At 36.6% G+C, this 13124-nt stretch carries 11 protein-coding genes; 7 read left to right on the top strand and 4 right to left on the bottom strand.

The features are described 5' to 3' along the window. The first annotated feature begins 95 nt into the window (after positions 1-95). Together QMN76_RS00595 and QMN76_RS00600 are read left to right on the top strand one after the other, a co-directional pair. Positions 96-1712, top strand: a complete 1617-nt coding sequence (locus QMN76_RS00595; protein WP_282023201.1) for a lysine--tRNA ligase — start codon at positions 96-98, stop codon at positions 1710-1712. 44 nt (positions 1713-1756) lie between these two features. Next, positions 1757-3859 (top strand): lysylphosphatidylglycerol synthase domain-containing protein, encoded by a 2103-nt coding sequence (locus QMN76_RS00600; RefSeq protein ID WP_282023200.1) that lies wholly within the window; start codon positions 1757-1759, stop codon positions 3857-3859. On the opposite strand, the gene thpR is transcribed toward QMN76_RS00600, so the two are convergent. Further along, a complete protein-coding gene (thpR, locus tag QMN76_RS00605; RefSeq protein WP_282023199.1) occupies positions 3851-4387 on the bottom strand; it encodes an RNA 2',3'-cyclic phosphodiesterase in 537 nt (178 codons plus the stop codon). The genes QMN76_RS00600 and thpR overlap by 9 nt on opposite strands. Before the next feature lie 142 nt (positions 4388-4529). Here thpR and QMN76_RS00610 point away from each other — a divergent pair, with 142 nt between their 5' ends. The 5 genes from QMN76_RS00610 to cyoD all read left to right on the top strand — a co-directional run bounded on the left by QMN76_RS00610 (position 4530) and on the right by cyoD (position 9678). Then, the gene (locus QMN76_RS00610; RefSeq protein ID WP_282023197.1) at positions 4530-5303 is read left to right on the top strand and encodes a Bax inhibitor-1/YccA family protein; all 774 of its coding nucleotides are present in this window, start codon (positions 4530-4532) and stop codon (positions 5301-5303) included. A gap of 445 nt (positions 5304-5748) precedes the next feature. Beyond that, a complete protein-coding gene (cyoA, locus tag QMN76_RS00615; RefSeq protein ID WP_084051509.1) occupies positions 5749-6729 on the top strand; it encodes a ubiquinol oxidase subunit II in 981 nt (326 codons plus the stop codon). Between the two features lie 5 nt (positions 6730-6734). Continuing rightward, positions 6735-8723, top strand: a complete 1989-nt coding sequence (gene cyoB / locus QMN76_RS00620; protein ID WP_282023196.1) for a cytochrome o ubiquinol oxidase subunit I — start codon at positions 6735-6737, stop codon at positions 8721-8723. Then, positions 8723-9337 carry a cytochrome o ubiquinol oxidase subunit III gene (gene cyoC, locus QMN76_RS00625; RefSeq protein ID WP_034337588.1) on the top strand — a complete coding sequence of 205 codons (615 nt, stop codon included), beginning with the start codon at positions 8723-8725 and terminating at the stop codon, positions 9335-9337. The genes cyoB and cyoC overlap by 1 nt, the downstream gene beginning before the upstream one ends. Further along, the gene (gene cyoD / locus QMN76_RS00630; RefSeq protein ID WP_034337586.1) at positions 9337-9678 is read left to right on the top strand and encodes a cytochrome o ubiquinol oxidase subunit IV; all 342 of its coding nucleotides are present in this window, start codon (positions 9337-9339) and stop codon (positions 9676-9678) included. The genes cyoC and cyoD overlap by 1 nt, the downstream gene beginning before the upstream one ends. Positions 9679-9800: 122 nt before the next feature. Here the strand turns inward: cyoD and fdxA are convergent, their stop codons facing one another. The 3 genes from fdxA to QMN76_RS00645 form a co-directional block, all read right to left on the bottom strand. After that, positions 9801-10133, bottom strand: a complete 333-nt coding sequence (gene fdxA / locus QMN76_RS00635) for a ferredoxin FdxA (RefSeq protein WP_034337584.1) — start codon at positions 10131-10133, stop codon at positions 9801-9803. Positions 10134-10284: 151 nt separating this feature from the next. After that, positions 10285-10566, bottom strand: coding sequence for a S4 domain-containing protein (locus QMN76_RS00640; protein WP_051461874.1), 282 nt, complete (start codon positions 10564-10566; stop codon positions 10285-10287). Then, a complete protein-coding gene (locus QMN76_RS00645) occupies positions 10559-13087 on the bottom strand; it encodes a helicase-related protein (RefSeq protein WP_282023195.1) in 2529 nt (842 codons plus the stop codon). The genes QMN76_RS00640 and QMN76_RS00645 overlap by 8 nt, the downstream gene beginning before the upstream one ends. Positions 13088-13124 lie beyond the last annotated feature (37 nt).

The raw sequence follows: 13124 nt of genomic DNA on the forward strand, positions 1-13124 counted from the left end.
ATTCTAATTTTTTGTGCTGTTCAATTGAACAGAGTGTTTTGTTGTTAATTTAATTTATTACAGAGGGTAGGCATGTTTAGAATGCCTGTAAAATAATGTCTGAAAATAACTTTTCTTCTTTTACATCGATACCAAAATCTTGGCCTTTTGAGGAAGCTGTTAAGCTTGTTGATCGTATAAAAAATAAGAAAGATAAATCAGATAAACCTGCTTTGTTGGAAACGGGGTATGGACCTTCGGGATTGCCTCATATTGGAACTTTTGGTGAAGTCGCCAGAACATCTTGGGTACGTCAGGCATACCAAGCATTAACGGGACAGCCTGTTCATATTTTGGCCTTTTCTGATGATATGGACGGTTTGCGTAAAGTTCCTGATAATGTTCCAAATAAAGATATGTTGGCACAGCATTTAAATAAACAACTTTCACGTATTCCTGATCCATTTGGAACACATGATTCTTTTGGGGCGCATAATAATGCGCAACTTTGCTCTTTCTTAGATCGTTTTGGGTTTGAATATGAATTTGCCTCTGCAACGAATTATTATAATTCTGGTCGCTTTGATGCGGCATTAAAGCGTGTGCTGGAAGTTCATGATGAGATTGTGGCTGTTGTTGGTAAGACCTTAAGAGAAGAAAGACGTGCGACTTATTCACCTGTATTGCCTATTCATCCTGAAACAGGGATTGTGATGCAAGTGCCAATGGAAAAAATTGATCCAGTTGCAGGAACTGTGGCTTGGCGTGACGAAAATGGTAAATTTTTTGAAACGTTGGTTACAGGTGGTCATGCCAAATTGCAGTGGAAAGCAGACTGGGCGATGCGTTGGTATGCTTTGGGTGTTGACTATGAAATGTCAGGAAAAGATTTGATTGATAGTGTGAAGTTATCAAGTAAGATTTGTAAAATTTTAGGAGGAGAACCTCCTATCAATCTGACCTATGAATTATTCTTGGACGATCAAGGGCAAAAGATTTCTAAATCTAAAGGTAATGGTCTGTCTATTGAAGAATGGTTACAATATGCGCCAGAGGAAAGTTTGGCTTTGTATATGTATAATGCGCCTAAACGTGCGAAAAGATTATTTTTCGATGTTATTCCAAAGGCTACAGATGAGTATTTAAAGCATGTTTCTGATTGGGCAGAATTGGAAAAAAATAAAGATAATCTAGAAGCAGCAGAAAAAGAGAAAATTTTCAATAATCCAGCATGGTTCATTCATCAAGGGAAAGTCCCAGAAAAAGTTGGTAGCCCAATCAGTTTTGCGATGTTATTAAACCTTGCGTCTGTCGCGAATGCGGAGCGTGCAGAAATTTTATGGGGCTTTTTGAAACGTTATGATGAAAGCGTTTCTCCTGAAAGTCATCCTATGTTGTCACAGCTAGTCGAGTATGCATTGGCATACTATGCTGACTTTATAAGACCTCATAAAGTATATCGTGCTCCTGAAGTCAAAGAAAAGCAAGCTTTGACAGCGCTTGCGGATAAATTGCGTGAAGTTCAAGGCCAATCTATCAATGCAGATGAACTTCAAAATATGGTTTTTGCAGTCGGTAAAGAGTTCGAGTTTGAACCTTTAAGAGCCTGGTTCGGATGTTTATATGAAGTTTTGTTGGGGCAAAAAGAAGGACCACGATTTGGAATGTTTATTGCTTTATACGGGGTTTCAGAAACAATTGAGTTAATTGAAACAGCTTTAACCCGAGAATGACCAGGTTATCGATCATAAGTAGTTTGTTTTAATAACGATATAGTATGGATATGCAGCCAAGAAAATCTTGTTCACAAGAACTGACAAATTCGACTAAGAGAAACCATTTTAGAGATAGAAGCTGGAAAACATATTTTAAATATGGTTCCAAACTGTTCGGAATTATTCTTTTTGCGGCTGCAATCTATGTGGTGCAGAATGAGTTTAAACAACTTAGCCTTAAAGAAATTAAGGCTTCTTTAAGAGAAATTCCGAATGTGGCTTTATATGCTGCTGGGGCATGCACATTTTTATCTTTTTTAATTTTATCTTTTTACGATAAGTTAGCGGTCATTCAAGTTGGCCATCGTTTATCCTTTTTAAAAACTGCTTTTGCCTCATTTTGCTCTTATGTTTTATCGCATAATATCGGGTTTTCAGCGGTTTCAGGGGCGATTGTTCGTTTTCGATTATATGGCAGCTGGGGATTGCAAGCCATCGAAATTGTTCAAGTTATTGCTTTTTGCTCAGTTACTTATTTCCTAGGTGCTGCTGTTTTAATCGGGGGGTTGTTTATTTTCAAAGCAAGTGATCTTCCTGTAATAGGTCATGAGTTGCCTGGATATATTTTTGTTATTTTAGGCAGCTTATGTTGGTTATTTGTTGCTGGATATGTGATCATTTCTTTTTATTGTCATGAATTAAAATTTTGGAAATATCGTTTTTCTTTTCCTAGACCTGTTATGGCCATTGCTCAAATCATCATTGCTACTGCTGAAGTGATTGCAACAGCGGCCATTCCTTATTGTATTATTCCTGATCATTCACATTTGATCGGTTATCAATCTATTGATTTTGCAACATTTTTAGGAGTTTATATTGCAGCTTACTCAGCTGGATTAATTGCGAGTGTCCCTGGCGGTGCAGGTGTATTTGAAGGCAGTATGTTGCTGGCATTAAAACCTTATATGCCAGCTTCTGATATTATTTGTGTTATTTTTATATTTCGACTGTTTTATTACCTTGTTCCTTTGTTTTTTGCGGGCATTATGTTCGCAGGTCATGAGGTCTTTTTGAGAGGTGAGAACGCCCTTCAGAACAGTGCGAAAAAGTTTTTTATTTTCAAGTTACGTCCAAGATCATCCTCCACAGCCAATATTAGAGAAAGCGATGCTGCATTCTCAGTTAATATTGCAGCAGCGACAACCGCTTTGTGTGGTATAATTGTTTTAGTACTTCCGATGTTCGATCCGACGAAATGGGTGGCGCAGCAATCTATTTTCCTATTTATAGAGATTGCGGGAGATTACTTGCTATCTTTTCTAGGGATGTTTTTGTTAATATTAACAGTTGCCTTGACCCGACGGATTACAATAGCGTGGCGGCTAAGTTTAATTACTTTGGTTGTTTTGGTTGCTATTACTTTAATTCGAGGTGCACCTTTATTTATACCATTTTTGTTAGCACTTTCAGCCTTTTTTATTGCACCATTCAGAAATTGCTATTATCGCAAGGCAAATTTTTGTGCGGCACCTTTGTCTTTGAAAACCTTGATAGAAATCATGGTGCTATTTATTACAATTTATGTAATTATTTGGATTAGTCCACATTATACCAAAAGTCATGGCATCGTCGAAATTTTAATGTCTCATGCTGTCCCTTCTGAAACAAAATGGGTCGTTTTTTTAATGGTTGTCGTTGGGTGTGTTATTTTATTTAAAATGATGTTGCCTGCACAAATAAAGTTCAAAAGCTGGTCTCATGAGTCAGAAGAGTTATATAATGTACTATCAAATTCTACGATTAATAGTTTAGTTGATCATATTCTGCCTAGTGCGATTTTGATTTGCTCTACAGAAGGCACTGTCGCACCATTTTTAAGGAAAGAAGGGCTGTTGGTAGGAATTGGTGATCCTGTTGGAAAAGAAAGTGAGATTATTAATACAATATGGCGACTGCGTGATTTAGCAACCCAAGAGCACCGCTCTATTGCATTTTGGAATGTTAGTTCAAAATATTTGTCTGTTTACCAAGATTTAGGTCTGGCCAATATCGTATTAAAAGACGAGCGCTATGTTTGTTGTGAGCTGTATTACATGAACTATTTACATCAAGCTATTGAAAGGAAAACAAAAGAAGAAAAAGAATGGTGTGAAATCTTATCGTAATAGATAGGTTGATACAATATCGCAATTAAATTCTTTTTTATTGGGAAAAGAGCTAAAAAGTGAAAATTGGCAGATTTGGAAAGGTTCTGTTTTAAATAAGTTATATTTAAAGAGCCAATTTGAAATCTGCTCTTGGTTGATACCGATACCTTTTGCAAGCGTAATGTGAGGAGTAAAATGTTTCTTTTTAGTCTTTATACCAAGCTTGCGGTTAATATACTCAATTTTATTTTTTAAAAGCGACAAAGACGATGTTGGTAAAACAGTCGCACAAAGTTTTATTTCTTGGGTAGGTGATGTATAATGGCTGACACCTTGTATGCTAAGTTCAAAATTATTAAACCCGATTTTCTCTAAGGCGAGATCAAGGTCATTGAGTAAAACATTGCTATTAATTTCACCAATATCGCAAAGGGATATGTGATAAGTATCTGGATCGTTCCAGTGAATTGATGGCAAACTGCCACGTAATGATCCTATTTGCGTGCAGATCGGATCAGGGATAGTTAAACCAATAAAAAGCCTCATTATTTCCACTTTTTTACTATAAGTTTGTCAAATCTAGAATTTTTATAAACATAAAAACAACATATTTTTTTGTACACTTGATATTTAACTAACAATTGCAATATATTATTAGTTAATGAAAACTATTTTATGAGAAGAGTAAATGGCATTTCGTCCTAATTCATATAACGATACATCACAACATGTTGATGCTCAAGTTGCATTCGATGCAGGTCTTCGCAGCTACATGCTCCGTGTTTATAACTGGATGGCGTCTGGTTTATTATTAACAGCACTGGTTTCATATCTTGTTGCGAACTCCTCACTAGGAAGCCTATTTTATAAAATAGGTTCAGTGAATGGTGTTGTTACAACTGCCCCGACAACACTTGGGTTTATTGCAATCTTGTCCCCGTTGGCATTTATTTTAGTAATGTCCTTTGGTATTAACCGTCTGTCAACTCAAGCTGCACAAGCGTTATTTTGGGCTTTTTGTGCTGTTATGGGAATCAGTATGGCTAATATTTTCTTTGTATATACATCAGGATCCATTACTCAAACATTTTTGGTAGCAGCCAGCATGTTTGCAGGGATGTCTTTGTGGGGATATACGACAAATCGTGATTTAACAAGACTCGGTTCATTCTTGGGAATGGGATTGTTCGGTCTAGTTATTGCGATGGTAATTAACATATTTATGCACAGCTCAGGCATGTCTTTCTTGATTAGTTTGGTGGGCGTTGTTGTGTTTACAGGTTTAGCTGCTACTGATACACAAAGAATTAAACTTTCTTATCAAACATTTTATCAATATGAAGGTGCTGAAATGGCAGCAAAACATAGTGTGTTTGATGCGTTGACGCTTTACTTGAACTTTATCAACCTATTTCAATTTTTATTGCAATTCATGGGGGTCAGAGCGGGCAGTGATAACTAATTATAGTTAACAAAGTCGGCTTTTATCTTAAAAACGCACAGAAAAAAAACTGTGCGTTTTTTTATATTTTTGAAATTGTGTTGTAATTATCACTGACCTAGCAAAGTTATAATTGAGTTATTTTTTACATCGTTTTTATTAGGTATTAGGAGTAATATAAGTCAATCAACTCTATGAATAATGTTGTTATTTATAGAGTTTTTTTGATGTCTTACGAAAGTTGGTTGTAACATATTGTTATTTATAGTAGGAGTAAGGCACCAACTTAACATTATTGCTACACAAAGATTTGTGTCTTTTTTAAGTGTATAAAATGGTGTTATTATGAGTACAGGGTTTTTTATAAGGTAAACCATTATTTTATAAGGAATTCTAACAAAGAAAGATGTTCTATTAAATGAACAGGCTGATGAGTTGAGCAATGTCAGAATCAACGAGGCATAGAATGAAAAAAATATTACCGAAAATTACATTATCGGTAGTGGGTTTAGCATCTACCTTAATGTTAGGTGGATGTAATTTGGTTATAATGGATCCTAAAGGAACCGTTGGGCAAGGTGAAAAGCAATTAATTATAATGTCTGTAATAGCAATGCTGTGTATTGTTATTCCAGTAATTATTGCTACTTTGTTGGTTGCATATCGTTATCGTAAATCTAATACGAATGCGACCTATGCACCAAAATGGGACTTTTCAACAACGATTGAAATTCTTGTTTGGGGAATACCAATGTGTTTGATTGCATTCCTAGCATATCATACATACGTATCCTCTCATGAATTAGATCCTTATAAACCGATTGCTGCTCCTGCTGATAATCCAAATGTAAAACCTATAAAAATACAAGTTGTTGCATTAAACTGGAAATGGTTATTTATTTACCCAGAATACGGAATTGCAACAGTTAACGAAATGGCAATACCTGTGAATACACCTGTTGCGTTTCGTTTGACATCTGATGCAACTATGAATTCATTTTGGATACCACAATTGGGGTCTCAAGTGTACGTCATGGCTGGTATGCAAACACAATTGCACTTAATGGCAACCTCTCCTTCAGCAGAAGGTTATAGAGGGGTTTCTAATAATTACAGTGGTGCTGGATACTCAGATATGAAATTCCGTGCGATTGCAACTGATCAAAAAGGTTTTGATGAGTGGGTTGAGAAAGTTAAAGCTTCTTCTAAACAATTAGATGGAAAAGACGGTGACGCCTATAAACATCTAAAAAACAATCAAATGGAATATGCTAAGCAAAATGAAGGAAATGTTCTTCCTGAACCAGTACAATATTTTGGTACTGTAAAGCATCATTTGTTTGATGATATTGTTATGCAATATAACCACGGTCATTATGAAGTTGATACTCATGGCAACCCCCAAGCAGTTCCTACTCAATCTAATGATAATCACTCAGGGGAATAGGAAAAATGTTAGGAATTTTAACTCTTAAAGATATTCCGTATAATGTACCCATTTTGGTGGGAACATTTGTCGGTGTAGTCATTGTCGGGTTGGCAGTTCTTGCTGCTATTACTTACTATGGCAAATGGACAGTTTTGTTTAAAAACTGGCTTTTCTCGGTTGACCATAAACGTATCGGTATTATGTATATCGTTCTTGCGTTAGTTATGTTATTCCGTGGTTTCTGTGATGCGTTAATGATGCGTACGCAACAAGCGATTGCTTTTGATAGCCCAGGCTATTTGCCGCCTCATCATTATGACCAAATCTTTACAGCGCACGGCACCATCATGATTTTCTTCATGGCGATGGCGTTTATGCAAGGTTTGTTCAACTTAATTGTTCCATTACAGGTTGGTGCTCGTGACGTTGCGTTCCCATTTCTTAACTCATTAAGTTTTTGGTTAACAACAGCTGGTGCAATTTTAGTTAACATCTCTTTGTTTATTGGTGAGTTCTCAACTGCAGGTTGGTTAGCATATCCTCCAGTATCTGAATTACAATTCAGTCCTGGCGTTGGTGTTGATTATTATATTTGGGCTGTTCAGATTTCTGGTATTGGTACAGTGTTAACTGCGGTTAACTTTATGACCACAATCGCAAAAATGCGTGCACCTGGCATGACATGGATGCGCTTGCCAGTATTCTGCTGGACAACATTAGCATCATGTATAATGATTTATACAACTTTCCCTGCTTTAACCGTATCAGTAGCTGAGCTTACACTTGATCGTTATCTTGGTATGCATTTCTTTACCAACGATCTTGGTGGTAACGTCATGTTATACTTGAACTTGATTTGGGCATGGGGACATCCAGAGGTTTACATTCTTGTTATACCTGCTTTTGGCTGTTTCTCTGAATTGGTTCCTGTATTTTGTAAAAAACCGTTATTTGGTTATGCTACGATGGTTTATGCAACCTTAACAATTACTGTTTTGTCATTGTTAGTTTGGGTTCACCATTTCTTTACCATGGGTGCTGGTGCAAGCGTTAATGCCTTCTTTGGTATTATGACGATGATTATTGCTATTCCAACAGGCGTGAAAATCTTTAACTGGTTATTCACAATGTATAGAGGTCGTATTGAATTTACGGCGCCTATGTATTGGACGATTGGTTTTATGATTGTCTTTGTGATCGGCGGTATGACTGGTGTTATGCTTGCTATTCCTGCAAGTGACTTCGTATTACATAACAGTGAATTCTTGATTGCCCACTTCCATAATACAATTATTGGTGGTGTATATTTTGGATATATTGCTGGTATGAATTTCTGGGCTCCAAAAGTAACTGGCTTTAAAATGAGCCAAGGACTTGGTAAAGCTGCATTCTGGTTCTGGTTCTTTGGCTTCTTCCTATCATTCGTTCCTTTGTATATTACAGGTTTCGATGGTATGGTTCGTCGTTTGAACCATTATGACAATCCTGATTGGCATATGTGGTTAATCATTGCTTGTATTGGTGCTTTCTGTATTCTTTGTGGTGTTGTTTGCCAATTGTTACAAATATTCCTTGGTATTTGGAATATGGACAAACCAGGTCATAAAGATGTTACGGGTGATCTTTGGGATGGTCGTACTTTAGAATGGTCAACATCTTCACCAGCGCCTATTTATAACTTTGCTCATATTCCTGTTGTTCATGCACGTGATGCATTTGCATATGATAAAGAGCATGGCATTGATACACGTCGCACATCTGAACCATATCAAGATATTGTTATGCCAAAAAATACTTCTGCAGGCTTCTGGATTGGTATGATTGCATTCGTTTTAGGATTTGGTGCAGTTTGGCATATTTGGTGGTTAGTTGTTGTTTGTGCTATTCTCATACTGTTGATTGTAATTGGCTATAGCTTTAAGGAAGACAAAGAATTTGTTATTCCTGCAGCAGAAGTTGAACGTATTGAGAAAGAGCATTCTCGTAAACTTATGACACAGGTGGCTGAATAATGAGTGAAAATACTACAATGACAGCAAACGGTGCTCATCACGAACATGAAAATCATTCAGCATTTGGTTTTTGGCTATACCTTATGTCTGACTGTATTTTGTTTGGATGTTTGTTTGCCAGTTATGCTGTTTTACACGGACAATTTTTCGGCGCGCCAACATTTAAACAACTTCTGGATGCTGGAGATATCGAGTTTACCACAGTAGCTTATGAAACAGCTTTGTTGTTGCTCAGTTCTTTGGCTTTTGGTTTTGCGATGTTGTCTGCACGTAAAAGTAATAAATCTGGAACATTACTCTGGATGGTGGTTGCAGCTGTATTAGGTGCAGGATTTCTTGGGCTTGAAATCAAGGAATTCATACATTTAATTTCTAAAGGTGCGACTCCTGAATCCTGTGCACATTGGTCTGCATTCTTTACACTTGTTGGTACACATGGGTTGCATGTGACCATAGGGTTAATTTGGATGATTGTTTTAATGATCCAAGTTGCTACTAAAGGTGTAAATTCAAATATGATGCCTCGTTTAACTTGTTTAAGTCTATTCTGGCATTTCTTGGATATTATATGGATCTGTGTATTTAGTTTTGTATATCTGTTGAGTATGGTGTAATGGTAGAAAATCATGCAGTTTCTTCTCATGGGGAAGACCATGGACACGGCTCTATAGTTTCTTATATTGTTGGGTTCATATTATCCGTTGTGTTGACTGTAGCGTCCTTTTGGATTGTTTTGGCACATGCTTTATCAAATAGTGCGACAGTAATTGCATTAGGAGTGTTGGCTGTAATACAAATTTTTGTTCAAGTCTCCTTCTTCTTGCATGTTAGTGCAGCGCCTGAACAACGTTCAGAGGTAGTTTCTTTCTTATTCTCTGTATTTGTTGCTTTGGTTATTTGTTTTGGCACGCTATTCGTTATGCATAATGTTGGTCATTTAATGATGGCTCGATAATTTTCATAACAAGCTGTCTTTACTTAACTGGTAAAGACAGCTTATTGAATACAATAAAAGCCCTTAACTTTAAATAAAGTTAAGGGCTTTTTTAATAAGCAAATTAACGCTTGAAAATGGAACTAGTCTTTATGAGGTTCTTTTGAAAGCATATCTTTTTTATCTGTTTTGCCATTCCATTCATCTGCATCAGCAGGGGTATCACCTTTTCTGCTCATATTGGGCCATGATTTCGAAAGTTCAGCATTGACTTCTAACCAATCTGCAGCACGATCATCACTATCTGGGAAAATGGCTTCAGCTGGGCATTCTGGTTCGCATACGCCGCAATCAATACACTCTTCTGGGCTAATAACAAGGAAGTTTTCACCAGCATAGAAACAATCTACGGGGCAGACTTCGACACAATCCATATATTTGCAACGGATGCAGTTTTCTGTGACCACATAGGTCATTGCTTTCTCCGATTCATATCTGTTAAAGGGATAGTTCCCTGATCATTAAGAATTCTTTGGCATTCAGGCAAAGGCTGAATGGTTTGTCATAGAGATTTAGTAACTATTTACAGCTATGACAAGGAAATATTTATATTCTTTATTACTTTACTTATGAATTTTCAAGAATTTCTTGATAAATCAAAGATATATTTTTTCCTGCAACACGTTGTTTAGTTAGATTTAGGATTTTAATTACTCTGATCGTGTCATTCCAAGGAAAGGTTAAAATATCATTTAATTTGACTTGATAGGCTGGTTTACAAACAGAACAAGCGTTTATACGAAAAATATTTTGGCTTACAAAACGTGTGCTGATGCTTCGTGTCTTATATATTCTGGCATGCCAAAGCCAAATGTCTATTCTTTGTGTATCAATATCGTGGTCAATCATGTCGGTTGTTATTATAGAGTTGTTGTAGATCAGAAACAGAATGGGTAAGATTTTTCCTTTTTAGAAAAGGTTTCTTTTTAACTTTTTTATGAATTTGAAAAGGACGATTAGCGATTAATAAAGGAGCAGGGGGGCCCATGAGTTTCTTTGATGGGATTTGAGCTTTTTGCACAAATAAATTTAGAGATTTTAATAGTGAAGGGAGTGCTTCATTAATATAAGGCAGGGGTGATATATCTTGTTTTTTTATAGCAGCAGGATGATTTTTGATTTTATTATGTAGCGCTTGCCCTATTTTTTCGGCAATATCCAAACGGATAAATTGATTATCTGCTTTGATCCATCCCAAATAATGATAAAAATTAAGGTCTGCTTTCTGAGTAATCGCTGGAATATGAACGAGATGTGGCAGCGGGATCGTTTCTGGATCAATGGGTGCATAATATACATGATAAATTAATGCTCTAAGTTTAACTTTATGAGCTTTAAAAATATCTTTTACATAAAATGCATATTGTCCCTGATTAATGCCGTGTCTGGATAAAATTTTCAGCATAGATTTTGAAAGCTGGAAAGGTTTGTCTTGCCATAAAATGCCGCCGTTTTCACTGATTTGATGAAACAGACCACGGATTAATGCTGGAAGCTTTGTATTATGTTGTAATGTAAAAAGAGCAGGGCACAAGGTTTTAATTTGTGCATTAAGATAGTCTTGTAATTTTTTTAAAACAATTTGTTGTACGTCATTTTCTAGAAACTCATTTTCAATCAGTTGAATTTCTGGATGAAATAAATCATGGCCTTTCCTTAACCTTGCAATATTTGTGTTTTCCCATAGAATCAGCTTTGCTTTAATATCGATGTGAAACTCTTCAGGTTTTGCATTGATAAATTTTTGGAGTTGTTGAGGTATAAGCAGACGGATATTACGTCTGATACTTTTAAGTGCTAGCTTATAATCTTCTTGAGGGATTGCTTCTTGTAACTCAATTGAAAATCCTTTGAATGAGCCAATTGATTGACCTTCGATTAAAATTTGCCCTGTTGTAGAAATAGAAGTGAACAGATTATTTTGTTCTTCGTTTTTTAAGTTACGTAATAATGAGGTTGCTCGTTGGTTTACAAAACGGCTCATTAATGCAGTGTGCAGTGAGTCCGAAAGGCTGTCTTCAACTTCTCTGGCTTGAGCTTGCCAATATATAGCATTTTCTAGCCATTGGTTTTTAGCAGCAATATAAGAACAAATTCGAACACCAGAAAGCCTTTGCATCAAGGTATCAATATCTCCGTGAGGATGATTTAGCTGTTCAATTTGTTGGTGCATCCATGTTTCTGGAATATGACCTTGTTTTAGTAAGAATAAAAATGTTTTTTTACAAATTCTTGCATGATTGTCGTTTCCAAGTTTTTTAAAGTCTGGGATTTGGCAATTTTCCCAAAGCAATTGTGTTTTTTCAATCGTCGTACAAGCCGCCATTATTTCTGGGTCTTGGATTAAATAAATCAACGTTTGTAGATCAGTAGCATGTTGGCTGGTGATTAATGTTTTCAGAGGGGCAGATTTGCTGAGAGAGCTTAGTAAGCGGGATGGATTTGAAAAATCTGGTGTGTGATTGCGCCAATAAATTTGCTTTAAAGAATCAAAATTGTGATTCTCCACTGCATTGACTAATTTCTCAGACATGCCAGAGCAATTCGCCGTGGTGCCAAAAGTACCATCTTGCATCCCTCGACCCGCTCTTCCTGCTATTTGAGCGACTTCAGAAGGGAACAAATGACGCAATTGCCGACCGTCATATTTAGATAAGCTGGCAAAGGCAACGTGATTAACATTCATATTTAATCCCATTCCAATAGCATCTGTAGCGACAAGGTAGTCTACTTCTTTATTTTGATATAACTCCATTTGTGCATTGCGGGTACGTGGTGAAAGGCGCCCCATTACAATAGCGCATCCCCCATGGCGTCGTTTGATAAATTCCGCAATGGCATAAACTTCATTTGCTGAAAAGGCCACAATCGCCGAACGAGGGGGCAATCTTGTAAATTTATCAAAGCCTGTATAACTCAAAGAAGAAAGACGAGGGCGGGTATCAATCTCTATTTCGGGAATCAGCTGTTTCAAGATAGGAGTAATTGTATCAGCTCCTAGAAACATTGTTTCAATAAGACCTCGGCAGTGAAGCAATCTATCCGTAAAAATATGTCCACGATCAGGGTCAGCACATAGCTGAATTTCATCAATAGCGATAAAATCAACAGAAATATGCGTAGGCATTGCCTCGACTGTGCAAGAGAACCATTTGGCTTTGGGTGGAATGATTTTTTCTTCGCCCGTAATCAGGGCAACATTCTTTTCACCCTTGATTGCAACCATACGGTCGTAATTTTCTTTGGCAAGCAAACGTAAAGGAAAACCAATAATGCCAGATCCATGTGCCATCATACGCTCAAGAGCAAGATGTGTTTTACCTGTGTTGGTTGGTCCGAGAATTGCTTTGATGATATGAGTTTGAGGCATACAAAAACTTTATTTTAATGAAAATTTAAATTTATTA

Source organism: Commensalibacter papalotli (ex Botero et al. 2024) (assembly GCF_947179115.1).
Taxonomy (GTDB): Bacteria; Pseudomonadota; Alphaproteobacteria; order Acetobacterales; family Acetobacteraceae; genus Commensalibacter; species Commensalibacter papalotli.

Excerpts from the sequence above, each read along its gene's own strand:
- fdxA (WP_034337584.1), bottom strand. The coding sequence starts at position 10,133 with ATGACCTATGTGGTCACAGAAAACTGCATCCGTTGCAAATATATGGAT.
- thpR (WP_282023199.1), bottom strand. The coding sequence starts at position 4,387 with ATGAGGCTTTTTATTGGTTTAACTATCCCTGATCCGATCTGCACGCAA.
- cyoC (WP_034337588.1), top strand. The coding sequence starts at position 8,723 with ATGAGTGAAAATACTACAATGACAGCAAACGGTGCTCATCACGAACAT.
- QMN76_RS00640 (WP_051461874.1), bottom strand. The coding sequence starts at position 10,566 with ATGATTGACCACGATATTGATACACAAAGAATAGACATTTGGCTTTGG.
- QMN76_RS00610 (WP_282023197.1), top strand. The coding sequence starts at position 4,530 with ATGGCATTTCGTCCTAATTCATATAACGATACATCACAACATGTTGAT.
- QMN76_RS00595 (WP_282023201.1), top strand. The coding sequence starts at position 96 with ATGTCTGAAAATAACTTTTCTTCTTTTACATCGATACCAAAATCTTGG.
- cyoA (WP_084051509.1), top strand. The coding sequence starts at position 5,749 with ATGAAAAAAATATTACCGAAAATTACATTATCGGTAGTGGGTTTAGCA.
- QMN76_RS00600 (WP_282023200.1), top strand. The coding sequence starts at position 1,757 with ATGGATATGCAGCCAAGAAAATCTTGTTCACAAGAACTGACAAATTCG.
- QMN76_RS00645 (WP_282023195.1), bottom strand. The coding sequence starts at position 13,087 with ATGCCTCAAACTCATATCATCAAAGCAATTCTCGGACCAACCAACACA.
- cyoB (WP_282023196.1), top strand. The coding sequence starts at position 6,735 with ATGTTAGGAATTTTAACTCTTAAAGATATTCCGTATAATGTACCCATT.
- cyoD (WP_034337586.1), top strand. The coding sequence starts at position 9,337 with ATGGTAGAAAATCATGCAGTTTCTTCTCATGGGGAAGACCATGGACAC.